Raw genomic sequence first — 26,811 nt, forward strand, 5'->3', positions numbered from 1 at the left:
AGAAGGGGACGGAGGCGCCGCTGCAAATCCCTTCTCCCCAGCGGGGAGAAGGTGCCGGCAGGCGGATGAGGGGGGCCTGCTCACCAACCGACAACCCAATCCCAAGGAGGAACCAACCATGACCACAGGCTTTTTCGGAGACATCCAGAAGATCAGATATGAAGGGCCGGAGAGCACCAATCCGCTCGCCTTCCGCCATTACAACCCGGAGGAGATCGTCGCCGGCAAGCGCATGGAGGATCACCTGCGCTTCGCGGTGGCCTACTGGCACACCTTCACCTGGCCGGGCGGCGATCCGTTCGGAGGCCAGACTTTTCTACGTCCGTGGTTTTCCGACACGATGGAAGCGGCGAAGATGAAGGCCGACGTCGCCTTCGAATTCTTCCAGTTGCTCGGCGCGCCTTTCTACTGCTTTCACGACGCCGACGTTCGCCCGGAGGGCAACAACTTCGCGGAAAACACGAAGAACCTCAACGAGATCGTCGATTACTTCGAGAAGAAGCAGGCGGAAACCGGCGTGAAGCTGCTCTGGGGCACGGCGAACCTCTTCTCCAATCGCCGCTACATGGCGGGTGCCGCCACCAATCCGGACCCCGACGTCTTCGCTTTCGCCGCGGCGACCGTGAAGACCTGCCTCGACGCCACCAAGCGCCTCGGCGGCGTCAACTACGTGCTCTGGGGCGGCCGCGAGGGCTACGAGACCATTCTCAATACCGACTTCACCCGCGAGCTCGACCAGCTCGGCCGTTTCCTCAACCTCGTCGTCGAATACAAGTACAAGATCGGCTTCGAAGGCACGATCCTGATCGAGCCGAAGCCGCAGGAGCCGACCAAGCACCAGTACGACTACGACGTCTCGACCGTCTATGCCTTCCTGCAGAAGAACGGGCTGGAGAAGGAAGTGAAGGTCAATATCGAGCAGGGCCATGCGATCCTTGCCGGACATTCCTTCGAGCACGAGATCGCCATGGCGAACACGTTCGGCATCTTCGGCTCGATCGACATGAACCGCAACGACATGCAGTCCGGCTGGGATACCGACCAGTTCCCGAACAATGTGCCGGAAATGGCGCTCGCTTATTACCATGTGCTGGCGGGCGGCGGCTTCCAGAACGGCGGCACGAATTTCGACGCCAAGCTGCGCCGCCAATCGCTCGATCCGCAGGACCTGCTGATCGGCCATATCGGCGGCATGGATTGCTGCGCCCGCGGCCTCAAGGCAGCGGTCAGGATGCTGGACGACGGCGCGCTGAAGATCCCGCTCGATGCGCGTTACGAGAAGTGGGACAGCCCCGAATACCAGAAGATGCTGCGCGGCGAGTATAAGCTCGACGACATTGCCTCCTGGGTCGAGAAGAACGACATCAACCCGGAGCCCGTCTCCGGCCGCCAGGAATATCTCGAAAACGTCGTCAACAGATACGTGTGAGGTCTGACGCAAGTCATTCCCCTCCCCAACCCGACCGGGGTCGGGCCTCTTGTCTCGACCCGTCCTTGCGGACCCCCACAAGGGGGAGGGGCTTAACTTGCTGCGCCGCTTTCAGTGCCGATGGAAGCGAAGGCGGGGCGGCTTGTTTTCTCCCCCCTTGTGGGGGAGATGCCGGCAGGCCAGAGGGGGTGGTGGCCGCCCGCTTCAAGCAGCCTGCTTGCCGCCAATCCCATCCAGCTCGCGCATGGCGTCGTCCGGCAGGTGGAGTGCGGCGGCCGCGAGGTTTTCCTTCAGATGCGCGACGGAAGACGTGCCGGGGATCAGCAGGATGTTCGGCGACCGGCGCAGGAGCCAGGCGAGCGCTACCTGCATGGGCTTCGCACCGAGCCCCTCGGCGACGGCGTTCAATGTCGAGGACTGGAGCGGCGAGAAGCCGCCGAGCGGGAAGAAGGGCACGTAGGCAATGCCTTGCTCCGCAAGCTGGTCGATCAGGGCGTCGTCCTGCCGCTGAGCGACGTTGTACATGTTCTGGACGCAGACGATCTCGGTGATCTTGCGGCTGTCGGCTACCTGCTTCACGGTGACGTTGGAAAGGCCGATATGGCGGATCAGGCCCTGACGTTGCAGGTCTGCAAGCACCGTCACCTGCTCCTCGATCGAGCCTTCCGCCGGGCCGTGCACATCGAGCATGGAGCGGAAATTGACCACGTCGATGACGTCTGCGCCAAGATTGCGAAGATTGTCGTGGACTGCGGCGGTCAGCTCCTCTTTGGACATGGCGGGGAGCCATTCGGCATTCGGGCCGCGCCTGGCCGACACCTTGGTGACGATGGTGAGATTATCCGGATAGGGGTGAAGGGCCTCGCGGATGATCTGGTTGGTGACGTGCGGCCCGTAGAAGTCGCTCGTATCGATGTGGTCGACGCCGGCTTCGATCGCGGCGCGGAGAACCGCAACGGCGGCAGCGCGATCCTTGGGCGGCCCGAAAACGCCGGGGCCTGCGAGCTGCATGGCGCCGTAGCCCATGCGTTTCACAGTGTGGGAGCCGAGCGCGAATGTGCCTGAATGTTCGATGTCGGACATGGTCTTCTCCTTGTCATCAGATCCGGGTGGAAAATATGGATTCCCGCTGTTTTTATAAGACAGGTAATGCGGACATGCTGTACGCTGTGGCGGACAATGAGGATAAGAGCAGATGGCCGTCGAACTGGGTGATCTCAAAGCGTTCCTGGCTGTTGCCCGGGCCGGTGGCTTCCGCGAGGGGGCGAGGTCCAGCGGCGGCAGCGCCTCGGGGCTGAGCGAGGCGGTGCGGCGGCTGGAAGCGGAAATCGGCGTGCGTCTGCTGAACCGAACCACGCGCAGCGTCGCGCTGACGGAAGCGGGCCGCGGGCTGCTCAACCGGCTTGCTCCCGCGTTTGCCGAAATGGAGGCGGCGCTCGACGTGGTCAACGGCTTTCGCGACCGGCCGGCCGGCGTGCTGCGCCTCAATGTGCCGATCAGCGCCGCGCGCCTCGTCTTGCCGGACATCGTGCCGGGCTTTCTCGCCGCCTATCCGGACATTCGTCTGGAAATCATGACGGACGACACTTTCGTCGATGTACTCGCCTCCGGTTGCGACGCCGGCATCCGCTACGAAGAACGTTTGGAACAGGACATGATCGCCGTCCCGATCGGCCCGCGCGTGCAGCGGTTCGCCGCGGCTGCGTCGAAAGCCTACCTGGACCGGCACGGCCGTCCGGTCCATCCGCGGGAGCTGATCGATCACCGGTGCATCCGGAACCGGTTTGCAAGCGGAGCGATGGCCGATTGGGAATTCGAGCGCAACGGCGAGACGGTACGGATCGATCCGCCGCCCGTCCTGGTCGTGCAGACCGCAAGCGGGGTCGATCTCGGCGTGAAATGCGCCATCGCCGGCGGCGGTATCGTCTGTCTGTTCGAAGACTGGCTCCAGCCGCATTTCGACAGCGGCGCGCTCGAACCCGTGCTTCCCGACTGGTGGCTGAGCTTTTCCGGCCCGTTTCTCTATTATCCCGGCCGGCGGTTGGTTCCGGCGCCGCTCAGGGCCTTCATCGACTTCGTCAAGGCCTAGCAGATCTTTCGGCGCGATAGGCCTCGATGATCGTTCGGGCGGCATTCGCCGCCTCGGCAGCGGTCGTCTGGTAGTTGCAGACCGACAGGCGCATCACCTGCCGGCCCCGCCAGGCGGCGGCGCCCGCGAAGATCGATCCTTCCTGCTGCAGCCTGGAAACCGTTTGCCGCGTCAGCCAATCGGCCTGTTCATCCGGAAGATCGCTCCCGAAGCGCACGACGACCTGGTTGAGCACCACCTCGTTGGCAATCGCAATCCCGGGCTCGGCCGAGAGTTTTTCCGCCAGCACGGCGGCCGCGTCGCAGGCGTTGTCGATCAGCGCGGCTATTCCGTCGCGCCCGAGATGCTTCATCATCGCCCATGTCGCAAATCCGCGGGCCCGCCGGGAAAGTTCCGGCACGTAATGGGAGGGGTCGCGTTCATCTTCTCCGGCAAGCGGCAGATAACTGGCGGCGATCGTCATGGCGCGCCGGTGGGCCGCTTCCTTTCTGACGATCGCATAACCGCTGTCGTAAGGGGTCTGCAGCCATTTGTGGCCGTCGGTGGCCCAGCTGTCGGCATCGCCGGCATCGCGGGCCAGTTGGCGCGTCCGAGGCGAAGCGCCGGCCCAGAGGCCGAAGGCTCCATCGACATGCACCCACGCCTTCTTTTTCCTCGCCAGCGGGATAAGCGTGGCAAAGTCGTCGAAGGCGCCGGTATTGATCTGCCCCGCCTGCAGGATGACGATCACCGGGCCGTCCACCGGGGCGATGGACCGTGCAAAGGATGCGTTGTCGATCCTGCCCTGATCGTCCGTCGCAACCCTGACGACGCGGTCATGGCCGAGGCCCAGGAACTGAAGGGCGGAGAAGACCGTCGTGTGCGCGTCGTCTCCGATCAGCACGGTGATCGGCGGTGCGCCGAACAGGCCGTCCGCATCGCAATCCCAGCCGGCATTCCGCAGCACTTCGCCCCGCGCGGCCGCCAGACAGGTGAAATTGGCAACGGTGGCGCCGGTCACGAAGCCCACGGAGCAGTCGCGCGGCAGGGAAAGAACGTCGAGGAGCCAGCGGGAAGCAATCAGCTCGACCGCCGCCGCGGCGGGGGAAGCCGTGTGGTTTCCGGCATTCTGCCCCCAGGCGCTCGTCAGGAAATCGGCTGCGACGCCCATCGGATGGGAGCCGCCGATAACCCAGCCGAAGAAACGGGGACCGGTCATCAGGTGAAGCCCGGGATCCGCCTTTTCCGCAAGCAGCTCGAGGACATCCCCCATGCCGGTTCCATGACCGGGCAGGTCCTCGGAAAAGGCCCGGACCGCATTGGCGTAATCCTGCTGCGGGCGGTGAGGGCGCTCGGAAATCGATTCGCGAAACCGGGATGCAAGGCGTGCCGCGTTCGAAAACAGTGTCTCGGTGGTCATGATGTTCTCCCCCCAAGTCCGGCGGCGCCTTTGTCCCGAATGGCTGGTCACCCGCCACGAAACCAATATACTCCTATTTGTGAAGACAGTCGCGATGCCAACCGCCGCCTGTGGGGTGAATCCTGCTTTACGTACCTCAGAATCTAGGCTAGCGTTTTCGAGTGGGAGGAGTTCGGGTGCAGTCCATCATTTTCATACACGCTGTCGGTCTCACGGCGGTCCGGTGTCGGATCGCGCGCGGCTGTCGTTTTGCGGGTGGCCGGCGATGAATGCCGCTCCATCCGGTTCATCCGCTCTGCTCCTGGAAGCGACGGGCCTTTCCAAGACATTCGGCATCGTCGAGGTGCTGAAGGACATCAATCTCACCGTCCGCGCCGGCGAGGTGCATGCCATCATCGGCGAGAACGGCGCCGGCAAGTCGACGCTGATGAAGATTCTCGCCGGCAATCAGCCGCCGACGAGAGGCGAGATCCGGATGGACGGCGAGGCCGTCACCTTTTCCGGCCCGGTCGATGCGGAACATCGCGGCATCGTGCTGGTGCACCAGGAAATCCTGTTGGCACCTGACCTCACCGCCGCGCAGAACATCTATCTCGGCCGCGAGCTCAGGCGAGGCCTCACGGTCGACGACCGCGCCATGAACGAGGGCGCGGCCAAGGCGATCCACGATCTCGGCGGCGACATCGATCCGAACGCCATCGTCTCGCGCCTGTCGATCGCCCAGCGCCAGCTCGTGCAGATCGCCCGCGTGCTGCTCGTGCCGCACCGCATCGTCATCTTCGACGAGCCGACCGCGTCGCTGACGCCGCACGAGACCGAAGCGCTGCTCAAGGTCATCAAGGACATCCGCGCCAAGGGCGTCGGCGTGCTTTACATTTCCCATCGCCTGCCGGAGGTGAAGGAGATCGCCGACCGGGTGACCGTGCTGCGCGACGGCCGGCTCGTCGCCTCCCACGATGCGAGCGAATTGGAGCCCGCCGACATGGCCCGGCTGATGGTCGGCCGCGACGTCGCAAAGCTCTATCCGGACCGCCAGGCGGCGGAAGCGCGCGAGACCGTGCTGGAGGTGCAGCACCTCAACGTGCCGGGTTACGCGCAGGATGCGTCCTTCGCGCTCCGCAAGGGAGAAATCCTCGGCTTCGCCGGCCTCGTCGGGGCCGGCCGCACGGAGCTCATGGAAGGCCTTGTCGGCCTGAGGCCCAGCCGGGGCAGCGTTCGCCTCAACGGCCGGCCCGTCAGTTTCCACGACGTGCATGCGAGCCTGAAGGCCGGCATCGCCTATCTTTCCGAAGACCGGAAGGGCAAGGGCCTGCTGCTCACCAAGGATCTGCGCGTCAACCTGACGCTCGCCTCGCTCGGCAGGTTCGTCGGCGCGCTGCAGATCGACCGGAAAAAGGAGAGCGATGCGCTCGACCAGGCGATCCGCGATTTCGACATCCGCACCGGCCGCAAGGACATCCTTGCCGGCCAGCTTTCCGGCGGCAACCAGCAGAAGCTGTTGCTCGCCAAGATGATGCTGCTCGATCCCCAGGTCGTCATCATCGATGAGCCGACGCGTGGTATCGACATCGGCAACAAGGAACAGATCTACAAATTCATCGCCAGGCTGGCGGAGGAGGGGCGCTCGATCATCGTCGTCTCCTCCGAAATGCCCGAGCTGATCGGCATCTGCGACCGCATCCTCGTGATGCGGTCCGGCCGGATCGTCGGCGAGGTGACGGGAGAGCATATGAACGAGAACGAGATCGTCCAGCTTGCGACAGGCGTCAAATCCGGGGAGGCTGCGTGATGAGCACCGTCGTCACCGAGGCCAAGACGCCGAAGACTTCGAAGGACTGGGACATGGCGGCGATCGCGCCGTTCATCGCGCTCGCGCTGCTCCTGGTGCTCGGCTATTTCGCCAATCCGAACTTCATTTCGGTCGCCAACCTGATGAACGTCATCACCCGCAGCGCCTTCATCGCGATCATCGCGCTCGGCGCGACCTATGTGATCTCGTCCGGCGGGCTCGACCTTTCCGTCGGCTCGATGGTCGCCTTCGTGGCGAGCCTGATGATCCTGTTCATGAATTCCGGCGCGATCGCCGACCCGATGTTCATGCTGATCACCGCGATGCTGCTGGCGATCGCGCTCGGCGCAGCCTGCGGGCTTTTCAACGGCCTGATCACCACGCTCGGCGGGATCGAGCCCTTCATCGCCACGCTCGGCACGATGGGCATCTATCGAGGGCTGACGACCTGGCTCAGCCAGGGCGGGGCGATCACGCTGCGCGACCGCGAGCTGCAGGCGCTCTACCGGCCGGTCTATTTCGGCGACATTTTCGGCATTCCGGTGCCGATCGCCATCATCTTCGTCACCGCCGCGATCGCCGCCTTCGTGCTCTATCGCACCCGTTACGGCCGGCATGTGATCGCGGTCGGCTCCAACGAGGAGGTGGCGCGCTATTCCGGCATCTCGGTCAACAGGGTTCGCACCATCGCCTATGTCGTCCAGGGCCTCTGCGTCGCGGTCGCCGTGCTGCTCTACGTGCCGCGCCTCGGCTCCACCTCCGCCACGACAGGCATTCTCTGGGAGCTGCAGGCGATCACCGCCGTCGTCGTCGGCGGCACGGCGCTCCGGGGCGGCGTCGGGCGCATCTGGGGCACGGTCTGCGGCGCCTTCATCCTGGAAATCGTCGGCAACATCATGCTGCTTTCGAACTTCGTCAGCGAATATCTCATCGGCGCGATCCAGGGGGCGATCATCATCATCGCCATGCTCGTGCAGCGGTCGCTGATGCGGAAATAGCGCGGCCGCGCTTAGAGAAATTGGCCGGGCTGAAGGGTCGCGCCCGGTCCCATAACCAAAGACCCCGTAGAACTTGTGGGAGAGAGAACATGCGTAGAAGAACTTTCGGGCTGGCCGCTGCGGCGCTTGCCGCTACCGTTGCCGCCGGGCCCGGCCTCGGCTGGGCGCAGGAAGAGAAAAAGGTGACGATCGGCGTCTCCATTCCTGCCGCCGACCACGGCTGGACCGCCGGTGTCGTGTTCCACGCCGAACGCGTCGCCAAGCTCCTGATGCAGGAGCATCCGGGCCTCAACGTCATCGTCAAGACCTCGCCGGACGCGGCAAGCCAGGCGAACGCGGTGCAGGACCTGGCGGTCCAGGGCCTCGATGCGCTCGTCATCCTGCCGTCCGATCCGGATCCGCTCGTCAACGCCATCCAGCAGGTCAAGGACTCGGGCGCTTTCGTGGCGCTGGTCGACCGCGCGCCTTCCGTCAACGACAACTCGATCCGCGATCTCTACGTCGCCGGCAACAACCCGGCGCTCGGCGAAGTCGCCGGCAAATACATCGCCGAGACCACGCCGAATGCCGAGGTCGTCGTCATCCGCGGCCTGCCGATTCCGATCGACCAGCAGCGCCAGGACGGTTTCGACAAGGGCATTGCCGGTTCGGGCGTCAAGATCCTGGAACGCCAGTACGGCAACTGGAACCGCGACGACGCCTTCCGCGTCATGCAGGACTATCTCACCAAGTACCCGAAGATCGACGTGGTCTGGTGTCAGGACGACGACATGGCCGTCGGCGTTCTCGAAGCCATCGAGCAGGCCAAGCGTACCGATATCCAGTATATCGTCGCCGGCGCCGGCTCGAAGGACATGATCAAGCGCGTCATGGACGGCGACAAGATGGTGCCGGTCGACGTGCTCTATCCGCCGGCGATGGTGGCGACCGCCATGCAGCTCACCGCCGCCAACTTCTACGACCAGGTTCCGGTGAGCGGCGAATACATCCTCGACGCAACCCTGATCACCAAGGACAACGCCGAGAACTTCTACTTCCCGGACTCTCCGTTCTGATTTCCGGCAGACATACCTGCGGCTCCCTCATCCGCCTGCCGGCACCTTCTCCCCGAGGGGAGAAGGTGGCCCGAAGGGTCGGATGAGGGGGCGCCATTTTTCGGCGCTCGCTATTTGAAGAGGAAATACCATGAAGACGATCAAGGGCCCTGCCATTTTTCTCGGCCAGTTCGCGGGAGACGCCGCGCCGTTCAACTCCTGGGACGGGATCACCAAATGGGCGGCGGAGAAGGGATATATCGGCGTTCAGGTGCCGACCTGGGCCGCCCAGCTCATCGACCTCAAAAAGGCGGCCACCTCCAAGGATTATTGCGACGAATTCGCCGGCATCGCGCGCCAGAACGGCGTCGAGGTGACCGAGCTTTCCACCCATCTGCAGGGCCAGCTCGTCGCCGTCCATCCGGCCTATGACGAGGCCTTCGACGGCTTCACCGTGCCGGAAATGCGCGGCAATCCCAAGGCGCGGCAGGAATGGGCCGTCGAGCAGGTGAAGATGGCGCTTTCGGCTTCCAAGAACCTCGGCATCAAGGCGCATGCGACCTTTTCCGGCGCGCTCGCCTGGCCTTATCTCTATCCCTGGCCGCAGCGTCCCGCCGGTCTCGTGGAGACCGCCTTCGACGAACTCGCCAGGCGCTGGACGCCGATCCTCGACCATGCGGAAGAGTGCGGCGTCGACGTCTGCTACGAGATCCATCCGGGCGAGGACCTGCATGACGGCGTCACCTTCGAGATGTTCCTGGAGCGTGTGAAGAACCACAGCAGAGCCAACATGCTCTACGACCCGTCGCATTACGTGCTGCAGTGCCTCGACTACATCGACCATCTCGACATCTACAAGGACCGGATCAGGATGTTCCACGTCAAGGACGCGGAATTCAACCCGACCGGACGGCAGGGCGTCTATGGCGGCTACCAGGGCTGGGTGCAGCGGGCGGGGCGTTTCCGCTCGCCGGGCGACGGGCAGGTCGATTTCGGGGCGATCTTCTCCAAGATGGCGGCCAACGATTTCGACGGTTGGGCCGTGGTCGAGTGGGAATGCGCGCTTAAAAATTCCGAGGACGGGGCGCGGGAAGGGGCCGAGTTCGTGAAGGCGCATATCATCCGCGTCACGGAAAAGGCCTTCGACGATTTCGCCTCCGGCGGCACCGATGAGGCTGCCAACCGGCGGATGCTTGGGCTTTAAAGAGAAAACCCCTCCCCAACCCCTCCCCACAAGGGGGAGGGGCTTAACCTGCCGCGCTGCTTTTCCGTACCGATGGAGACGGAGGCGGGGCCGCTTGTTTTCTCCCCCCTTGTGGGGGAGATGGCCGGCAGGCCAGAGGGGATTTCTTTGTAAAACAGAGGTTTCTAGGAGAACATCACTATGGCAATCGAAGGCAAGGACGAACAGGCGCGCGAGCCCCGCATCCGGCTCGGCATGGTGGGCGGTGGCGCGGGCGCGTTCATCGGCGCGGTGCACCGCATGGCGGCGCGGCTGGACGACCAGTTCGAGCTGGTGGCGGGGGCTCTTTCCTCGACGCCGGAAAAGGCGATGGCATCGGGCCGCGATCTCGGGCTCGATCCGTCCCGCACCTATGGCAGCTACAAGGAGATGGCGATCCGGGAAGCCCGCCTGAAGGACGGTATCGAGGCCGTCTCGATCGTCACGCCGAACCACGTGCACTACGAGGCCGCCAAGGAATTCCTCCGCCGCGGCATCCATGTCATCTGCGACAAGCCGCTGACCTCGAACCTTACCGATGCCAGAAAGCTGAAGAAGGTGGCCGACGAGAGCGACGCGCTGTTCATCCTCACCCATAACTACACGGGCTATCCGATGGTCCGGCAGGCGCGCGAGATGATCGCGAACGGCGATCTGGGCAAAATCCGCGTCGTGCAGGTGGAATATCCGCAGGACTGGCTGACCGAGGCTGTCGAGCAGACCGGCGCCAAGCAGGCAGTCTGGCGCACCGATCCGGCCCAGTCGGGCGCGGGCGGTTCGACCGGCGATATCGGCACCCATGCCTACAACCTCGCCTCATTCATCACCGGGCTGACGCTCGAAAGCCTCGCTGCCGATCTCGACAGCTTCGTGGAAGGCCGCAGGCTCGACGACAATGCGCATGTGCTGCTGCGCTTCGAAGGCGGCGCCAAGGGCATGCTCTGGTGCAGCCAGGTGGCGCCCGGGCATGAGAACGGCCTGAAAATCCGCGTCTACGGCACCAAGGGCGGCATCGAATGGGTGCAGGCCGATCCGAACTACCTGTGGTTCACGCCCTTCGGCGAGCCGAAGCGGCTGATTACCCGCAACGGCGCCGGCGCCGGCCCCGCCGCCGCCCGCGTTTCCCGCATCCCGTCCGGACATCCGGAAGGTTATCTGGAAGCCTTCGCGACGATCTATACGGAGGCGGCGCACGCCATCAACGCAAAGAAGAAGGGCGCCAAGCCCGAGAAGGCCGTTATCTACCCGACCGTCGATGACGGCGTAAAGGGCGTGGCCTTCATAGAAGCTTGCGTCGCGTCGTCGAAGAAGAACGGCGCCTGGGTGAAGCTCGGTTAAACAACCAGATCACCGATCAGTGCGCCGGGCGGGATATTCCAGGCCCGGCTGATTTTCTTGATCTGGTCGAGATTGATCTCGCGCCGTCCGTTCAGCAGGTCGGAAGCCCGTGATTTCGAGCCGAGGATCTCGATGAGATCGGCGCGCGTATAGTTGTTCGCTTCCATGACCGATTTCAGCACCTCGACCGGCGAGGCTTCAGGGATAGGATAGTGCTTTGCCTCGTAGTCTTCGATCAGCAGCACGAGCGCATCGAAATGAGCAGCCTCTTCCGTTCCGGCGTCGGGCTCGTTTTCGAAATAGGGCCGTACAGCCCTTAGAGCTTCCTCGTATTCCGCTTCGTTCAGCAGAGTGCGTACAGAACTGATATCCATCTTCAGCCTCAGAGCTTTGCCACATCGATGCGATCATAGTCGGCATGCGTACCCACGAATAATATGAATACTCTTTGGGTCCGAAAACCGATAAGCGCGACGAGGCGATACTTGTTGCCGCCTATGTCAAAGACGATCTTGCCGCCGGACACATAGTCAGCGGAATTGAATGTCGCCCTGACGTCCGCAAAGTTCTTCCATCCGGCATTCGAGGTGGTCGTGTACCATTCCGTAATGGCGGCCTCGGCAACGGCTCGCTGTCCCTTCGGTAGCCCCTGGCAGAACTTGACGAGCGTCGATTTCGCTATGACACGCATTGCCACCTATATAGCCTGTTCCCAAATTGGAAACAAGATGTAGCGATCAGGTAACCTTCCTATCTGCAACGTTGCAGAAATCTGGGCCGCAAGCCTGTACAACTGCGCCCGCCTTCGCTAAACCGCCCGCAAAACATCGGATTTCTGGCCGAAGAAGCAGGAGGCTGGCACCATGATCGACCCGAAGACGCTCTCTGCCCGCTTCCCCGGCGATTTCCTGTTCGGCGTCGCGACCGCCTCCTACCAGATCGAGGGCTCCGCCAAGGCGGACGGCCGCAAGCCTTCCATCTGGGATGCCTTTTCGAACATGCCGGGCCGGGTCTATCAGCGCCACAACGGCGATGTCGCCTGCGATCATTACAACCGCTGGGAAGAAGATCTCGACCTGATCAAGGACATGGGCGTCGGGGCCTATCGGTTCTCGATCGCCTGGCCGCGCATCATTCCGGAAGGCACCGGCCGCATCAACGAGAAGGGCCTGGATTTCTACGACCGGCTCATCGACGGCTGCAAGGCGCGCGGCATCAAGACCTATGCGACGCTCTACCATTGGGATCTGCCGCTTTCGCTGATGGGGGAGGGCGGCTGGGCCGCGCGTTCGACCGCCTATGCCTTCCAGCGCTATGCCAAGGTGGTGATGGCCCGGCTCGGCGACCGGCTCGATGCGGTCGCGACCTTCAACGAGCCCTGGTGCATCGTCTGGCTCAGCCACCTCTACGGCATCCATGCACCGGGCGAGCGGAACATGGAAGCCGCGCTTGCCGCCATGCATCATGTCAACCTCGCCCACGGCCTCGGCGTCGAGGCGATCCGCCATGTGACGCCGAACGTGCCGGTCGGCATCGTCATCAATGCGAGCTCGGTCATTCCGGGTTCCGACAGCCCGGCCGATCTCGCCGCCGGCGAACGCGCCCACCAGTTCCACAACGGCGCCTTCTTCGATCCGGTCTTCAAGGGCGAATACCCGAAGGAATTCATCGAGGCGCTCGGAGACCGCATGCCGGCGGTGGAGGAGGGCGACCTCAAGATCATCAACCAGAAGCTCGACTGGTGGGGTCTCAACTACTACACGCCGCTCCGCGTCCACGACGATCCGGAGCGCAACGGCGATTTTCCCTGGACGGCGGAAGCCAAGCGCGCCAGCGACGTCAGGACGGATATCGGCTGGGAAGTCTACGCGCCCGGCCTCAAGCTGCTCGTCGAGGATCTCTACCGCCGTTACGACCTGCCGGATTGCTACATCACCGAGAACGGCGCCTGCTACAATATGGAGCCGGAAAACGGAGAGGTGGATGACCAGCCGCGTCTGGATTATTATATCGAGCACCTCAATATCGTGGCAGACCTTATCGGGGACGGCTATCCGATGAAGGGTTACTTCGCCTGGAGCCTGATGGACAATTTCGAATGGGCCGAAGGCTACCGCATGCGGTTCGGCCTCGTGCACGTGAACTACGAGACCCAGGAGCGGACGATCAAGAGGAGCGGCAAGTGGTATCGCGAGCTTGTCTCGCTGTTTCCGAAAGGCAACCACAAGCCCGGGTGATTTAAACCGGGGTGATTTCGCAGATGCGAGAAAGATTTTCCTGTACTTCAGGATAATTGAAAAATCATCCCTGTTAAACGTCCGCGTGTCCGGGCATTTATGCGGCATCGAAAAGAGGCCGCCCGGTCTCAGACGAAAGCCGATCGCAATGCTCCGGAAAGTCACCTGTCATCGAATGTGCCGCGTAGTCCTGTAACTGGGCCGCATGAACGGAAACGGCGATCCTGTCGCCGGGATGACCTGACTGAACTCTGAGAGCCTGAAATGAAACTCGCACATGCCGCGGCCCGTTCCGCCCCGCTGCCTCAGGCAGAGGCCGCACCCATGGTCGCCTTCGAAGCGGTGACCAAGCGCTTCGGCAGCAACGGCCAGAACCAGTTCACCGCGCTCGACGGCATCGACCTTTCCGTCGCCCGCGGCGCCATCACCGGCATTATCGGCCGTTCCGGCGCCGGCAAGTCGACGCTGATCCGTCTCGTCAACGGCCTCGAAAAAGCGACGTCCGGCCGTGTCGTCGTGGACGGCGTCGAAGTCGGCGGACTTGCCGAAAGCGGGCTTCGGGATCTGCGCCGCCAGGTCGGCATGATCTTCCAGCATTTCAACCTGCTTTCCTCGCGCACGGCGTTCGAGAACGTCGCGCTGCCGCTCGAAATTGCCGGCCTCGGCAGACAGGCGATCAAGGACAAGGTCGGGCCGCTCCTCGATCTCGTCGGCCTCGGCGACAAGGCCGGACGTTATCCTTCGGAGCTTTCCGGCGGCCAGAAGCAGCGCGTCGGCATCGCCCGGGCGCTCGCCACCGCGCCGAAGCTGCTCTTGTCCGACGAGGCGACCTCGGCGCTCGATCCGGAAACCACCCAGTCCATCCTGGCGCTCCTCAAGCAGATCAATGCCGAACTCGGCCTTACCGTGCTCCTCATCACCCACGAGATGGAAGTGGTGAAGACCATCGCCTCCGACGTCGCGGTGATCGACCGCGGCAAGATCGTCGAGAAGGGCCGCACCTTCGACGTCTTCACGGACCCGAAGCAAGAGACGACCCGGGCGCTGCTGTCCGGGCTTGCCGGCGCCAAGCTGCCGGAAGCGATCGCCCGCAAGCTTGCCGCGACGCCGCAGGCCGTATCGCGCGCCGTGGTGCGCGTCACCTTCTTCGGCGAGACGGCGCAGCAGCCTTTGATCTCGAAGCTCATCCAGGAGCTCGGCTCGGAAGTGAACATCATCGCCGGCACGATCGACGAGATCGCCGGCGAGCCCTACGGTTCGCTGGTCATCTCCTATGCGGCGACGCCGGAGGTGCGGGCCCGCGCCGAGCGCTTCTACCGCGAAACCGGACTTCAAACGGAGGTGCTCGGTTATGTCGCCTGACATGCTCTTCAACCTGCTTCTCAAGGCGCTTTCGCAAACCCTTCAAATGGTTGCCGCCGCCGGTCTGATCGGTTCGCTGATCGGCCTGCCCATCGGCGTGTTCCTGGCGACCAGCGGCAAGGGCGAGCTCTTCCCGGCGCCGGTCAGCAACCGCATCATCGGCGCGATCGTCAATGCGGCGCGTTCGACGCCCTTCATCATCCTGGTCGTGGCGATCATTCCCTTCACGCGCCTCGTCACCGGCACGTCGATCGGCACCTATGCGGCGATCGTGCCGCTCACCGTCGCGACCATTCCCTTCGTCGCGCGGCTTGCGGAGGCGGCGATCCGCGAGGTGGACAAAGGGCTGATCGAGGCCGCACGCGCCATGGGCGCCACGCCGCTGCAGATCGTCTTCAAGGTGCTGCTCGCCGAGGCGAAGCCGGGGCTCACCCTGGCGCTCACCCTCACGCTCGTCAGCCTGGTCGGCTATTCGGCCATGGTCGGCGCGGTCGGCGGCGGAGGTCTCGGCGATCTCGGCATCCGCTACGGCTACCAGCGCTTCATGCCGGACGTGATGCTTGCCGTTGTCGTGGTGCTGATCGTGCTCGTGCAGGCGATCCAGAGTCTCGGCGATGCGCTCGCCCGCCGTTTCGACAAGCGCAGCCGCAAGACCTGATTCCAGCATCCCCGAAATCCAGCCTCCCAAGACTGGCCGCATGACAAACCGTTCAAACGATAAAAGGAGACATCCATGAAGAAGCTCATCCTGGCGGCCGCCTTCGCCGCCTTCTCCGTCGCCACGGCCTTCGCCGAAGACATCAAGATCGGCGTGACGCCCGGTCCGCATGCCCAGATCATGGAAAAGGTGAAGGAAATCGCGGCCGCCAAGGGCCTCAATATCGAAATCCTGGAATTCTCCGACTACGTCGTGCCGAACCAGGCGCTGGCGGACGGCGAACTCAACGCCAATTCCTTCCAGCACCAGCCCTATCTCGACAACCAGGTGGCCGACCGCAAGTTCGATCTCGTCAGCGTCGCCCAGACCGTCAACTTCCCGATGGGCGTCTATTCCAAGAAGGCGAAGAGCCTTTCCGAGCTGAAGGACGGCGCGACGATCGCCATCCCGAACGACCCGACGAACGGCGGCCGCGCGCTCCTGATCCTCGCCGATCAGGGCCTCATCAAGGTGGATGCCGCCAAGGGCCTGAAGATCGGCCCGGCCGACGTTACCGAGAACCCGAAGAAGATCGAGTTCGCCGAACTGGACGCCGCCCAGCTTCCACGCTCGCTGGACGATGTGGACGCTTCGGTGATCAACACCAACTATGCGCTGGAAGCCGGTCTCAACCCGAAGACCGATCCGATCGCCCGCGAAGGCGAAAAGGCTCCCTATATCAACATCATCGCCGTCAACGCCAAGGACAAGGACGCCGCCTGGGTCAAGACGCTGATCGAGGCCTATCACAGCGACGCGGTGAAGGAGTTCGTCAATACCGAGTTCAAGGGCGCGGTCATCGCCGCCTGGTAAGCGGTCAGTTCAAAACATATGAGGGCCGGCTTCCGATGGGAGGCCGGCCTTTGTCATAGCGCCCCTCATCCGGCTGCCGCCACCTTCTCCCCGCGGGCGGGGAGAAGGAAATATGCCGCGGCGTCTCCGTTTCCCCTCGCCCCGCTTGCGGGGAGAGGGTGCGCCGAGCGAAGCGGAGGCGGGGTGAGGGGCCGGTCTTCGCACCTACCCGCCGATATGCTTCCGGCCGCGCTTTTTGGCGAGCGCGATCTGGTGCTGGCGCTGGCGGTAGCGCTGCCGGTCCTCCTCGGTGCGCGTGTGATAGCAGTTCGAGCAGGAGACACCTTCCTCGTAATATTGCGAGGTGACTTCTTCGGCGGTGATCGGGTTGCGGCAGGCGTGGCAGAGCTTATGGTTTCCTTCCTTCAGGCCGTGCTCGACCGAAACGCGCTCGTCGAAGACGAAGCAGGCGCCTTCCCAGAAGCTTTCCTCTTGAGGCACTTCCTCCAGGTATTTCAGGATGCCGCCCTTCAGGTGATAGACGTCCTCGAAGCCCTGTTCCTTCATGAAGGCTGTCGCCTTCTCGCAGCGTATGCCGCCGGTGCAGTACATGGCGATCTTCGGCTTGTTGTGCAGGCCGGGATTGTTGCGCACCCAGTCCGGAAATTCGCGGAACGTCCTGGTCTTCGGATCGACGGCGCCCCTGAAGGTGCCGATCGCCGTCTCGTAGTCGTTGCGCGTGTCGATGACGATCGTCTCGGGATCGGAGATCAGCGCGTTCCAGTCCTTCGGATCGACATAGGTGCCGACGATGCGGTTGGGATCGATGTCCTCGACGCCCATCGTCACGATTTCCTTCTTCAGCCGCACCTTCATGCGCAGGAAGGGCATTTTCGATGCCCGGCTTTCCTTGTGCTCCAGATTGGCGAATTCCGGCTGGGCGCGCAGATAGGCGACGAGGCGGGCGATCGCCTCGTCCGAGCCGGCGACGGTGCCGTTGATGCCCTCGCGGGCGATCAGCAGCGTGCCCTTGATGCCGTTCCCGTCGCAGAACGTCTGCAGCGGTTCGCGGAACGCCTCGAAGCGTTCGAAGCGCGCGAAATGATAGAGCGCGGCCACGAGGAAGGCGCCGGTCGCCTCCGGGCGGGGCTGGGTCGGGTTGTCTGTCATGGCGCTGAAATACAGGCTGACGCCTATCCGCGCAACGCCGTTTCTTTCTCGGCCTTGCCGTTGGCTTTGTAGGCCCTGGCCTTTCGTTCCTTGCGGGACGCGGTCGCCGCCTTCTCCCAGAGCAGGGCGATGAAGCTGCTTTCGGCATCCGCGCCGTCGGCGAAGACTTCACGGGCCATTTCCAGCGCCTCGTGCCTCAGCGCCTGCTGGCGGGCGATGATCGCGCCGAGGATGAGCGCCAGCGTGTCGCTGTCGCCGAAAAGCTCCGGGTTCTCGTTGACGAGCCCCGTCAGCACGGAAAGGTCGTGCTCGTGGCCGAGAAGATCGACGAGTTCCTTCGCCTGCTTCTGTTTGGCGAGCATGGCGGAGGGCCAGCTCTCGCCGGCAAGCGACAGGTGCATCCAGTAGGTCTGGCCGCATTTGCGAAGCTCGTGATAGCCCTCGGCATCCGCATGCGCCTCGCAGGCGGCGAGTGCGTCATGAGCCTTAACCCGCTGCTTCTTCCAGGCCTTTGCCAGCCGCCTGGCGGTCTTGTGCGGATTGTCGTCGAGATCGAGGTCCTGCAGGGCCGCGATCGCCTCGCGGCAGGTCCTGGCGGCAGCGGCCATCTTGGCGGGCAGGTCGTGCTCTTCGGAGGCGATCCGGTCGCGCCGCTCGGTCAGCGCATTGGAGGCGACGGCGAGCGCGGCCGTCTCTTCCGGCGAACCCGCGTGGCCCGCCAGATAGTTCACGGTTTCGACCAGCGCGGTCGCGTCGCGCACGGCGGACAGCGTATGCGCCATGTCGCGGATGCGGTCATTTTCCCGCCGGCGGAATTCCCTGGCGTCCGGCTGGACCAGCCGGTAGAGGGCGCGCAGCCGCTTGAAGCGTTTCCGGGCGTCGTGCACGGCTTCGTGGGGGCCGTCCGGCTGCTCTTCGAGAAGCCGGATCGCATGCGAGAGCTGGCTTTCCGCCACCGAGCGGAACTCGGCGGTGAAGGGTTTAGCGGGCCGCAGACGATAGGCCATGACACAGCTCCCCGCTCAAATCCTCTGTCGCCATCACCACGTTCGAATATCGCCGGTCGCCGGTGATCTCCTCGCCCACCCAATCGGGCAGTTCCGGCTCCGCGTCCTCGTCTTCCATCTCGACCTCCGCCACAACAAGCCCCTTGTAGGTGCCCTCATAGACGTCGACCTCCCAGGTATAGCCCTCGTGCAGGACCTCATGGCGGGTCTTCTCGAGCACGATGCCGACGGCGTTTGCACTCATTTCCTCCGCATCCGCGAGAGGGATATCGTATTCGAATTCGTCGCGGGCGACGAGGTTCCTGCCGAGCTTGATGGTAAGCCTGGCGCGGGCGCCGTCCATGATCCTTATGCGGACCGAGCGGTCGTCGCCCGACGCCACATAGGCCTGCAGGAAAGCCGAGGACGAAGAGACCTCCGAGCGCCAGCCGTCGCCCTTCACCAGAAACTTGCGTTCAATTTCCTTGGCCATACGCAGTCCGCCACTCCGGGAACTTTTTACAACCCTAGCCGCAACCTAGTGCAAACTCGCTTCTTGGCAAACCCGTCATGCGATCCGCCCGGTTTTTTCTCGACAATGACGGGCCCGGGCGCTATCTCCACTTCGGTTTTCAATCGTTTTAGCGGAGTTATGCGCCATGTCCGGCAAGACCGAAAAGCTGCTTTCCATCCTGAAGCTGCAGCCCGTTGTGCCGGTGCTGATCGTCGAAGACGCGAAGTCGGCGGTGGGGCTTGCGAGGGCGCTTGTGGCCGGCGGCCTGAAGGCGATCGAGATCACCATGCGCACGCCGGCCGCGCTCGATGCGGTGAAGGCGGTGGCCGCCGAGGTGGAGGGCGCCAATGTCGGCGCCGGCACCATCCTCAACGCGAAGGACTTCGATGCGGCCGTCAGGGCGGGCTCCACCTTCATCGTCAGTCCCGGCGTGACGCCCGGCATCGCCGCAGCCGCCGAAGGCTCCGATGTGCCGCTGCTGCCGGGTGCGGCGACCGCGAGCGAGGTCATGGCGCTTCGCGAAGCCGGCTACGACGTGATGAAGTTCTTTCCAGCCGAGCAGGCCGGCGGCGCGGCCTATCTCAAGGCATTGTCCTCGCCGCTTTCCGGCACGCTCTTCTGCCCGACCGGCGGCGTTTCTTTGAAAAACGCCAACGATTACCTCTCGCTGCCGAACGTCGTCTGCGTCGGCGGTTCCTGGGTGGCGCCGAAGGAACTGGTCGCGGCGGGCGATTGGGCCGGCATCACAAAGCTCGCCGCGGAAGCGGCGGCGCTGAAGGCCTGAGCCCTCGGCAAAGCCGCTCGCAACCCTGTCTTTGTAAATTCACAATCGCATTCCTATCTTGTTCCCGAAGCGCAACAGGGAGATCGTGCGATGTTTGACGCCAAGAAGCTTCTCGACCAGTTCCTGGGTTCGCAGGTGCCGGGGCTTTCGGGAACGGTAAGGGACAGGGCAGGGCAGGCGGGCCAGCTCGCCAAGGGCAATCCGCTTGCCACCGGCGCGATCGTCGCGGCTCTCCTCGGCACCAAGACCGGCCGCAAGCTCGCCGGCAACGTGGCGACGGTCGGCGGGCTCGCCGCGATCGCCGGCCTCGGCTACCTCGCCTACAAGAACTACAAATCCGGCCAGTCGCCCGAGACCGCGCCGCAGCCGGCTCCGCAGGCCGAGACGCCGCTCCTGCCGCCGCCGGCCGATTCGCCCTTCCATCCGCAGTCGCCGCAGCTTTCCAACGATTTCGCTCTGACGCTGCTGCGCGCCATGATCGCCGCCGCCAAGGCCGACGGGCATATCGACGCTTCCGAGCGCGCCAATATCATGGACAAGGTCCATGCGGTCGATCTCGGCGCGGAAGCGGAAGCCTTCATCGAGAACGAGCTGGCGAACCCCGTCGACATGGACGATCTCGTCGCCGCCGCCCGCACGGAAGAGCAGAAGGTGGAGCTCTATACCGCGACCCGCATGACGATCGACCCCGATACGCGGGCCGAACGCGGCTATCTCGACCTGCTCGCCGGCCGCCTCAGCCTGCCGGACGCGCTGATCGACCATATCGACGCCACTGTTTCGGCGGCGAAGGTGAAGGCATAGGCATAGGCGTAAGGGTCATATCGGTTGCCCCTCATCCGCCCTGCCGGGCACCTTCTCCCCGCAAGCGGGGAGAAGGGATATGCCGCTCGGTTTTCCTCCTCATGAACGTGGCTTGTGGCACGTCCCCTCTCCCCGCGTGCGGGGAGAGGGTTAGGGTGAGGGGCATAGATATCTACGCCGATCTCTCCCGTTGCCTTTCGCCTTTCGCTGGCTTAAGCCTCTTGCCTTCAATCCAGAGGCAGACATGCGCGATCTCAAGAACTACAAAGTGGCCACTCCGGCTCCGGTCACGCTCAGGGGCCGGTTCGTGACGCTCGAACCCTATGAGAAGGAAAAGCATCTTCAGGCGCTGTGGGACGCGCTGGGCGGCAAGGCAGGCATCAACGAACTGCTGAAATATTTCCCCAACGACGCGTTCGCAGAGCCAGAAGAGCTGGGCGCCTGGATCGAAAACGCGCGTTCCGCCTCGAACTGGGTGACGCTGGTCTTCCGCGAAAACGCCACCGGCAGGGTGGTCGGCATGGCGAGCTACATGCGTCCCGACCCGAAGAACGGCGTGGTGGAAGTCGGCTCCGTCGCCCATGGGCCTGCCATGAAGCGCTCGCCCCTTTCGACCGAGGCGCATTACCTGATGGCGAGGCACGTCTTCGAGGATCTCGACTACCGCCGCTACGAATGGAAGTGCCACAACGAGAACGAGGCGAGCAAGACGACGGCGTGGCGCTACGGCTTCACCTTCGAGGGCGTCTTCCGCCAGCATGTCATCTCCAAGGGCGCCAATCGCGACACAGCCTGGTTCTCGATGATCGATGCCGAATGGCCGGTGCTGAAGGCCGCTTTCGAGGCCTGGCTTGCGCCGGAAAATTTCGATGCCGAGGGTAGGCAGACGCGGCGCCTTGAGGATATCCGCGCCGCGATCACAGAAGGAGCGGCAGCTCAGGAGGCGGTGCAATGACGCCGGAGGCGAAATCCCAGGCGACCGCGGCGGCCGTCATCCTCGTCTGCGCCATCCTCGTGATCTATTTCCTGCCGACGATCGTGCTTGCGATCGGCAATTATTCGCCGGCGCTCGCCGTCGTGGTGGGCGCGGCGCTGCTGCTCTGCTTCTTCGCGGTCTTCTGGCTGAGGGCGCGTTACCAGCGGCGGAAATAGCCGCTCAGCCGCCGATCAGGCGCGATGCCTGCAGGGAGGCGCCGAGCAGCGACAGCCCGATCAGCAGCACGAAAAGCGCGCCGCCGATCTCGATCGCATGGGTGATGCGCCGCCCCGTCCGCGAGCCGGGACCGGCGAAGCGCACCGCCAGGTCCTTGGCGGCGACGGCGAGGATGGCGAGGATCGTCACGGTGATCGCCGTGCCGAGCGACATGGCCAGCACCGAAAGCACGCCGCCGAGATAGAGGCTGTTCAGAAGCGCGAAGCTCATCACCAGGATCGCGCCGGAACAGGGCCTGAGTCCCACGGCGATGATCGCCGACCAGGCTTCCTGCAGGCTGAAATCCTTCTCCTTCAGCATGGCCGGATCGGGCATGTGGCTGACGCCGCAAGTCTCGCAATATTCGCCGGCACCCCGGTGCTCGTGGTCGTCGATCTCGACCGCCTGGAAATTGAGCCCGGTGGAGCCGCGGCCCCCGTGGGCGCCGACGCCGGCGGGTGCGGCCATGGGAAGGGAAACGACGCGCATCCGGAGCGCGCGGATCTTCTTGACGAGCAGCCAGGCGCCGAAGAGCGCCACCAGCGCGAAGCTCGCGATCTCCATCGCCTGCGTCGCCTGCGTCATGGTGATGCCCGAGCCGCGCAGCACGAGAAAGGCCGCGCCGACGAGCAGGATGGCAACGAGGCCCTGCAGCAGCGCGGAGACGAAGGAGATGACGATGCCGCGTTTCAGCGCGATCTCGTTGGCGATCATGTAGGAGGAGATCACCGCCTTGCCGTGGCCGGGACCTGCGGCATGGAAGACGCCATAGGCGAAGGAAAGGCCGATCAGGCCGGAAAGCGCCCAAGGATCCTCCCGCATCGCTTTCAACGCGCCGGTCAGCGCGCGGTAGAATGCCTGCTGGTAGGAATTGATCCAGGCGAAGAAGGGGCCGAGCGGACCGCCGATCGAGAACGAGGGTTCGGCCGAGCCGACGCCGAGCGGCGACTGCGCATGGGCCGCGCCCGTCACGACGAAGGCGATCGCCAGCGCCGCGACGACGGCGGGCGCCAGGGCTCGATGGTTTCTCAGCATGTCACTTCCAGTCTGGTGGCGAAAAGCTTCGTCATGTCGGTGCCGGTCGGATCGTTGAAGAAGGCGTCCGTCAGCGTCGAGCTGTTCTGGGCGATCACCTCGTCGGGATCGGGCCGCACGACCTTGTGCTGGCATTTGGAAAAGCCCGCGCCCTGGGCGACGAGGTCGCCATCGGTCGGGAAGTCGATCGCGGTGTACATGGAGGGATCGTAGATGCCGAAGGTGAGCTTTCCCTTGAGCGGCACCGGCTTTTCGGGCTTGACCGCGAAGATGACGAGAAGCTGGTTGGAATCGTCGATCGAGACGTGGATGGCGTCGGGCTTCTGCACGCCGACGACGGCGCCGTTCAGTGTGATCGTCGTGAAATAGTGGAAGTCGGCGAGTGAGGTGCGCATCACCTCGCCGAGCTCGGCGAGTTCCTTCTCGTCGAGCTTCAGGTCGGTGTTCTTGTCGAAATCGAGCAGCACGCTGGAGGAGAAGACTTCGTCGAAGCGCCAGACGTTGCGCAGTTCGGCGAGATTGCCGTCATTGCCGGCCACCACTTCCAGCCGGGCCTCGGCGAAGATATGCGGGTGGGCGAGCGCCGGGAGCGGCAGGCCGGCCGCCGCGAGCGTCGCAATGGTGAGGATTCTATATCGCATTCGCCCGCAAGGCTCCCCGCTTCGTCCCCGTGCTGTGCCGCGCAAATGAGACGGAATTTCGACTCAAGCTCCATGCGCGAACCTAGCGGTTCAGTGCTGCCGGCGGAACCAGGTGGAGAGGAAGTCGACGAAGCTCCTTACCTTGGCTGGCAGGTAACGGCGGTGCGGATAGACCGCATAGATGCCCCGGTCCTTGGTGATGTAGTCGTCGAAGAGCGTCACCAGCTCGCCCGACTGGATCGAGGCATTGGCGATGAAATCCGGAATGATCGCGACGCCGAGGCCGGCGCGCGCGGCGCGCAGCGTCGCCTGCGGACTGTTCACCTCGATCGGTCCGCTGACAGCGACGGAGATCATCGAGCCGTTCGTCGTGTCGGTGAAGCGGACGTTGTTGTGCCAGCGGGAATTGGTGTCGATGATGAAGGGGACGCGGTTCAAATCTTGCGGGTGTTCGAGCGGTCCGTATTTCGCGACGAAATCGGCGGTTGCACAGGCATAGACCCGGAAATCGGAGAGCTTTCGGGCGATCAGGCCGGAATCCTCCAGCTTGGTGATGCGGATCGCAAGGTCGAAATTCTCCTCGATCAGGTCGACGAACCGGTCTTCCGCGACGATTTCCAGCGAAACCTCCGGATGCCCCTTGGCGAAATCGATCAGCGACTGGCCGACATCCGCATCGACGAAAGTGCGCGGCACGGAGACGCGCAGGCGGCCCTTGAGATCGGCATTGTTCTCGCGCACCAGGTCGGCGAGGTTGTCGATCTCCTTCAGGATGTCGGCTGCGGTGCGGTAATAGGTATGCCCCGCCTCGGTCAGCGAGAACTGGCGGGTGGTGCGGTTGAGGAGCAGCGCGCCGAGATCGTCCTCGAGCTCGCGCACGTATTTCGACAGCAGCGCCTTCGATCGGCCGGTGCGTCTGGCGGCGGCCGAAAAGCCCTCCGCTTCGACCACATCGATGAAGGCCCGCATGCGCGTCAGTGTATCCATGTATGCTCTTTTCTGTTGCCGCAGCTTAGTCGGTCAATCCCAAGACAAACAGAAGAGCCGCATTTAACTGGCGCAACTCTGTTTCTTCGAGATTTCCAATGCGCTGCCCGATTCGTCGTTGGTTAACTGCGATGATTTTATCGGTCATGATTTGCGATCGTGCCCGCAAGCCGTTCCGCTCACTTGGTTCGACAATGATGCGGAAATCGGTAACGGCTTCAATTGTGGACGTGATCTGGCAAACGATGATGGATGGATAATTTTCCGGGATACCGTTGGTCTGTACGACGACTGCCGGACGAGGTTTTCCGTAGTCGCCGGGTGCAGAGACAATGACTATCTCGCCGCGTTTCATTCGGTCCACGTATCGGGATCGTCAAACTCGGAGACAGCTTCAATCCAGCGGATGGACTCGGCTTCGTGTTCGGGATCAAGCGCGGCGACCTGTTCGGCAATCCGCTTTCTGACTTCCGGATCACGCGCGTCGAGCGCCAGCAAGCGTACCTCCCGCATCGGCAGGCCGGTGCGCTCGTCCCTCACAACCCTCTTCTTCCTTGCCGTGGGCATGCCAAATATTCCTTCCGGCTTGCATTCGCCCCAATGTAGGAGGCACACCGGCTTTGTGCAAATACGCCTCTCCCGTTGTGCAATGCGAATTTTCGATGACGGGCAAAAAATCTCTTGATTATGACGGCGAATATTCTTATCTCCCGGGCTGCCCAAAGTCGCACGTGCCTGTGGGTGTCCGCCGACCCTCGAACTGGGAAATATCCCTAAGGTGAGGTCATCGGTAAGGTACCTGGAACTAACCGCTCCAGTCGCTATTCCGGCCAACCGGGAAATGCGAGGACATCTTGAAGCAACGACGGTGCGGGCCTTTCTGGTCTCTGCAGGCTTTCCATCAGCCTGCAATACTGAAGAGGCACACCATCATTGCCGGAAGTGCGGTTGGGTAATCCCCTCCAATCCAAGGCAGACAAAGCCGGATCAATGCTCGTGGCAGGGCGTTGGTCCACATATCGCGCGGTAGAGCGTGTTCACGGTACCGGTGTCTCCACCAACCGGGCCCGAGCGCATTCTCATCCGTCCTTTGTCCTCCGGTTCGCAGCCGGAGCCTTACGATTTCGAAGGGACTGACCGATGACCACTGCTCGTATCCTCGACTTCATCAAGACCCGACGTCCGGAAGGACCGTGCCTTGTCGTCGATCTCGATGTCGTGCGCGACAATTTCCACGCCTTCCGTCACGCCCTGCCGGACAGCGCGATCTATTACGCGGTCAAGGCCAATCCGGAACCCGCAATCCTCAAGCTGCTCGCCTCTCTCGGCTCGAGCTTCGACTGCGCTTCGGTCGCCGAAATCCAGATGGCCCTCGATGCAGGTGCTACCGCCGACCGCATCTCCTTCGGCAACACGATCAAGAAGGAGCGCGACGTCGCGCGCGCCTTTGCGCTCGGCGTCAATCTCTTCGCCGTCGACAGCCATGAGGAAGTCGAGAAGATCTCCCGCGCCGCTCCGGGTGCGAAGGTGTTCTGCCGCGTGCTGACCGACGGGGAAGGCGCCGAATGGCCGCTTTCGCGCAAGTTCGGCTGCGTGCCGCAGATGGCCGTCGACGTGCTCGTCTACGCCCACCAGCTGGGCCTCGAATCCTACGGCGTGTCCTTCCATGTCGGCTCGCAGATGACCAAGGTCGATGCCTGGGATTCGGCGCTCGCCGATGCCAAGCGCGTCTTCGCGCAGCTCGCAAAGCAGGGCATCTTCCTGCAGATGGTCAATATGGGCGGTGGGTTCCCGACCAAGTACCTGCGCGACGTTCCGAAGGCGGAAGAGTACGGCCAGGCGATCTTCGCTTCGCTGCGCAAGCATTTCGGCAACAACCTGCCGAAGACGATCATCGAGCCGGGCCGCGGCATGGTCGGCAATGCAGGCGTCATCAAGGCGGAAGTCGTCCTCGTGTCGAAGAAGTCGGATAACGACAACCATCGCTGGGTCTTCCTCGACATCGGCAAGTTCGGCGGTCTCGCCGAGACCATGGACGAGGCGATCCGCTATCCGATCCGCACCGAGCGCGATGCCGACGAGATGGAACCCTGCGTGCTCGCCGGCCCGACCTGCGACAGCGCGGACGTGCTCTACGAGAAGAACATGTATCCGCTGCCGGTGACGCTCACCATCGGCGACGAGGTTCTGATCGAAGGCACCGGCGCCTATACGACGACCTATTCGGCCGTCGCCTTCAACGGCTTCGACCCCTTGAAGGCCTACGTGATCTGATCCCGCCGGCCCCGTAACCAGCCGGGGCGGCAAATCCA

The 26,811-nt window shown here is 63.5% G+C and carries 28 protein-coding genes and 1 pseudogene; 16 read left to right on the plus strand and 13 right to left on the minus strand.

Annotation, left to right across the window (positions count from 1 at the left end):
- Positions 1-118: 118 nt before the first annotated feature.
- Positions 119-1,429 carry a xylose isomerase gene (gene xylA, locus ACMGE0_RS02305; protein WP_436814238.1) on the plus strand — a complete coding sequence of 437 codons (1,311 nt, stop codon included), beginning with the start codon at positions 119-121 and terminating at the stop codon, positions 1,427-1,429.
- Between the two features lie 204 nt (positions 1,430-1,633).
- Here xylA and ACMGE0_RS02310 read toward each other — a convergent pair whose 3' ends face one another.
- Positions 1,634-2,512: an aldo/keto reductase family oxidoreductase gene (locus ACMGE0_RS02310; RefSeq protein ID WP_436814239.1), complete on the minus strand. Its 879-nt coding sequence runs from the start codon at positions 2,510-2,512 to the stop codon at positions 1,634-1,636.
- Positions 2,513-2,624: 112 nt separating this feature from the next.
- Here ACMGE0_RS02310 and ACMGE0_RS02315 point away from each other — a divergent pair, with 112 nt between their 5' ends.
- Positions 2,625-3,518 carry a LysR family transcriptional regulator gene (locus tag ACMGE0_RS02315; RefSeq protein ID WP_436814240.1) on the plus strand — a complete coding sequence of 298 codons (894 nt, stop codon included), beginning with the start codon at positions 2,625-2,627 and terminating at the stop codon, positions 3,516-3,518.
- Here ACMGE0_RS02315 and ACMGE0_RS02320 read toward each other — a convergent pair.
- Complete coding sequence (locus ACMGE0_RS02320) at positions 3,508-4,917, minus strand: pyridoxal phosphate-dependent decarboxylase family protein (protein ID WP_436814241.1); 1,410 nt, start codon at positions 4,915-4,917, stop codon at positions 3,508-3,510. The genes ACMGE0_RS02315 and ACMGE0_RS02320 overlap by 11 nt on opposite strands.
- Before the next feature lie 265 nt (positions 4,918-5,182).
- Between ACMGE0_RS02320 and ACMGE0_RS02325 the strand changes: the two genes are divergently transcribed.
- The 3 genes from ACMGE0_RS02325 to ACMGE0_RS02335 all read left to right on the plus strand — a co-directional run bounded on the left by ACMGE0_RS02325 (position 5,183) and on the right by ACMGE0_RS02335 (position 8,759).
- Positions 5,183-6,706 carry a sugar ABC transporter ATP-binding protein gene (locus tag ACMGE0_RS02325; protein ID WP_436814242.1) on the plus strand — a complete coding sequence of 508 codons (1,524 nt, stop codon included), beginning with the start codon at positions 5,183-5,185 and terminating at the stop codon, positions 6,704-6,706.
- Positions 6,706-7,704, plus strand: coding sequence for an ABC transporter permease (locus tag ACMGE0_RS02330; RefSeq protein WP_436814243.1), 999 nt, complete (start codon positions 6,706-6,708; stop codon positions 7,702-7,704). The genes ACMGE0_RS02325 and ACMGE0_RS02330 overlap by 1 nt, the downstream gene beginning before the upstream one ends.
- A gap of 89 nt (positions 7,705-7,793) precedes the next feature.
- The gene (locus tag ACMGE0_RS02335) at positions 7,794-8,759 is read left to right on the plus strand and encodes a substrate-binding domain-containing protein (RefSeq protein ID WP_436814244.1); all 966 of its coding nucleotides are present in this window, start codon (positions 7,794-7,796) and stop codon (positions 8,757-8,759) included.
- A 14-nt stretch (positions 8,760-8,773) separates the two neighbouring features.
- Here the strand turns inward: ACMGE0_RS02335 and ACMGE0_RS02340 are convergent.
- Positions 8,774-8,854 (minus strand): annotated as a pseudogene (locus ACMGE0_RS02340) (endonuclease domain-containing protein); the annotation flags it as partial.
- A 35-nt stretch (positions 8,855-8,889) separates the two neighbouring features.
- Here ACMGE0_RS02340 and ACMGE0_RS02345 point away from each other — a divergent pair.
- Positions 8,890-9,942 carry a sugar phosphate isomerase/epimerase family protein gene (locus ACMGE0_RS02345; protein WP_436814245.1) on the plus strand — a complete coding sequence of 351 codons (1,053 nt, stop codon included), beginning with the start codon at positions 8,890-8,892 and terminating at the stop codon, positions 9,940-9,942.
- A gap of 180 nt (positions 9,943-10,122) precedes the next feature.
- Entirely contained in the window at positions 10,123-11,298 is a 1,176-nt protein-coding gene (locus ACMGE0_RS02350; protein WP_436814246.1) for a Gfo/Idh/MocA family protein, read from the plus strand.
- Here the strand turns inward: ACMGE0_RS02350 and ACMGE0_RS02355 are convergent.
- Positions 11,295-11,672 (minus strand): helix-turn-helix domain-containing protein, encoded by a 378-nt coding sequence (locus ACMGE0_RS02355; RefSeq protein ID WP_436814247.1) that lies wholly within the window; start codon positions 11,670-11,672, stop codon positions 11,295-11,297. The two genes, ACMGE0_RS02350 and ACMGE0_RS02355, sit on opposite strands and share 4 nt — an antisense overlap.
- An 8-nt stretch (positions 11,673-11,680) precedes the next feature.
- On the minus strand, positions 11,681-11,989 hold the full coding sequence (locus ACMGE0_RS02360; protein ID WP_436814507.1) for a type II toxin-antitoxin system HigB family toxin: 309 nt from the start codon (positions 11,987-11,989) through the stop codon (positions 11,681-11,683).
- A 172-nt stretch (positions 11,990-12,161) separates the two neighbouring features.
- On the opposite strand from ACMGE0_RS02360, the gene ACMGE0_RS02365 reads away from it, so the two are divergent.
- The 4 genes from ACMGE0_RS02365 to ACMGE0_RS02380 all read left to right on the plus strand — a co-directional run bounded on the left by ACMGE0_RS02365 (position 12,162) and on the right by ACMGE0_RS02380 (position 16,407).
- A complete protein-coding gene (locus ACMGE0_RS02365; protein WP_436814248.1) occupies positions 12,162-13,535 on the plus strand; it encodes a GH1 family beta-glucosidase in 1,374 nt (457 codons plus the stop codon).
- A 264-nt stretch (positions 13,536-13,799) separates the two neighbouring features.
- Positions 13,800-14,897, plus strand: coding sequence for a methionine ABC transporter ATP-binding protein (locus ACMGE0_RS02370; protein ID WP_436814249.1), 1,098 nt, complete (start codon positions 13,800-13,802; stop codon positions 14,895-14,897).
- Entirely contained in the window at positions 14,887-15,555 is a 669-nt protein-coding gene (locus tag ACMGE0_RS02375) for a methionine ABC transporter permease (protein WP_289669430.1), read from the plus strand. The genes ACMGE0_RS02370 and ACMGE0_RS02375 overlap by 11 nt, the downstream gene beginning before the upstream one ends.
- 75 nt (positions 15,556-15,630) lie before the next feature.
- Positions 15,631-16,407, plus strand: a complete 777-nt coding sequence (locus tag ACMGE0_RS02380) for a MetQ/NlpA family ABC transporter substrate-binding protein (protein ID WP_436814250.1) — start codon at positions 15,631-15,633, stop codon at positions 16,405-16,407.
- 204 nt (positions 16,408-16,611) lie between these two features.
- Here ACMGE0_RS02380 and trhO read toward each other — a convergent pair whose 3' ends face one another.
- Genes trhO through ACMGE0_RS02395 form a run of 3 tightly spaced genes read right to left on the minus strand, consistent with a single transcriptional unit; the run spans position 16,612 to position 19,035 of the window.
- The gene (gene trhO / locus ACMGE0_RS02385; protein ID WP_436814251.1) at positions 16,612-17,556 is read right to left on the minus strand and encodes an oxygen-dependent tRNA uridine(34) hydroxylase TrhO; all 945 of its coding nucleotides are present in this window, start codon (positions 17,554-17,556) and stop codon (positions 16,612-16,614) included.
- A gap of 23 nt (positions 17,557-17,579) precedes the next feature.
- Complete coding sequence (locus ACMGE0_RS02390) at positions 17,580-18,563, minus strand: CHAD domain-containing protein (RefSeq protein WP_436814252.1); 984 nt, start codon at positions 18,561-18,563, stop codon at positions 17,580-17,582.
- On the minus strand, positions 18,538-19,035 hold the full coding sequence (locus ACMGE0_RS02395; protein WP_436814253.1) for a CYTH domain-containing protein: 498 nt from the start codon (positions 19,033-19,035) through the stop codon (positions 18,538-18,540). The genes ACMGE0_RS02390 and ACMGE0_RS02395 overlap by 26 nt, the downstream gene beginning before the upstream one ends.
- 166 nt (positions 19,036-19,201) lie before the next feature.
- On the opposite strand from ACMGE0_RS02395, the gene ACMGE0_RS02400 reads away from it, so the two are divergent.
- From ACMGE0_RS02400 to ACMGE0_RS02415, 4 genes are all read left to right on the plus strand, one after another.
- On the plus strand, positions 19,202-19,840 hold the full coding sequence (locus tag ACMGE0_RS02400; RefSeq protein ID WP_436814254.1) for a 2-dehydro-3-deoxy-phosphogluconate aldolase: 639 nt from the start codon (positions 19,202-19,204) through the stop codon (positions 19,838-19,840).
- A 90-nt stretch (positions 19,841-19,930) separates the two neighbouring features.
- Positions 19,931-20,644 (plus strand): tellurite resistance TerB family protein, encoded by a 714-nt coding sequence (locus ACMGE0_RS02405; RefSeq protein WP_436814255.1) that lies wholly within the window; start codon positions 19,931-19,933, stop codon positions 20,642-20,644.
- A gap of 244 nt (positions 20,645-20,888) precedes the next feature.
- Positions 20,889-21,599, plus strand: coding sequence for a GNAT family N-acetyltransferase (locus tag ACMGE0_RS02410; protein ID WP_436814256.1), 711 nt, complete (start codon positions 20,889-20,891; stop codon positions 21,597-21,599).
- Entirely contained in the window at positions 21,596-21,796 is a 201-nt protein-coding gene (locus ACMGE0_RS02415) for a hypothetical protein (RefSeq protein ID WP_436814257.1), read from the plus strand. Before ACMGE0_RS02410 ends, ACMGE0_RS02415 begins: the two co-directional genes overlap by 4 nt.
- Positions 21,797-21,800: 4 nt before the next feature.
- Here ACMGE0_RS02415 and ACMGE0_RS02420 read toward each other — a convergent pair whose 3' ends face one another.
- The 5 genes from ACMGE0_RS02420 to ACMGE0_RS02440 form a co-directional block, all read right to left on the minus strand.
- Positions 21,801-22,871 carry a nickel/cobalt transporter gene (locus tag ACMGE0_RS02420; protein ID WP_436814258.1) on the minus strand — a complete coding sequence of 357 codons (1,071 nt, stop codon included), beginning with the start codon at positions 22,869-22,871 and terminating at the stop codon, positions 21,801-21,803.
- A complete protein-coding gene (locus tag ACMGE0_RS02425) occupies positions 22,865-23,512 on the minus strand; it encodes a DUF1007 family protein (RefSeq protein WP_436814259.1) in 648 nt (215 codons plus the stop codon). The genes ACMGE0_RS02420 and ACMGE0_RS02425 overlap by 7 nt, the downstream gene beginning before the upstream one ends.
- 90 nt (positions 23,513-23,602) lie before the next feature.
- Positions 23,603-24,499 (minus strand): LysR family transcriptional regulator, encoded by an 897-nt coding sequence (locus tag ACMGE0_RS02430; protein ID WP_436814260.1) that lies wholly within the window; start codon positions 24,497-24,499, stop codon positions 23,603-23,605.
- A gap of 25 nt (positions 24,500-24,524) precedes the next feature.
- Complete coding sequence (locus ACMGE0_RS02435; protein ID WP_436814261.1) at positions 24,525-24,854, minus strand: type II toxin-antitoxin system PemK/MazF family toxin; 330 nt, start codon at positions 24,852-24,854, stop codon at positions 24,525-24,527.
- Positions 24,851-25,066: a hypothetical protein gene (locus tag ACMGE0_RS02440; RefSeq protein WP_085420262.1), complete on the minus strand. Its 216-nt coding sequence runs from the start codon at positions 25,064-25,066 to the stop codon at positions 24,851-24,853. The genes ACMGE0_RS02435 and ACMGE0_RS02440 overlap by 4 nt, the downstream gene beginning before the upstream one ends.
- A gap of 573 nt (positions 25,067-25,639) precedes the next feature.
- On the opposite strand from ACMGE0_RS02440, the gene odc2 reads away from it, so the two are divergent.
- A complete protein-coding gene (gene odc2 / locus ACMGE0_RS02445) occupies positions 25,640-26,773 on the plus strand; it encodes an ornithine/lysine decarboxylase (protein WP_436814262.1) in 1,134 nt (377 codons plus the stop codon).
- Positions 26,774-26,811 lie beyond the last annotated feature (38 nt).

Origin of the sequence: Neorhizobium descurainiae (assembly GCF_051400715.1) — a bacterium.
In the GTDB taxonomy this organism is placed as follows: domain Bacteria; phylum Pseudomonadota; class Alphaproteobacteria; order Rhizobiales; family Rhizobiaceae; genus Neorhizobium.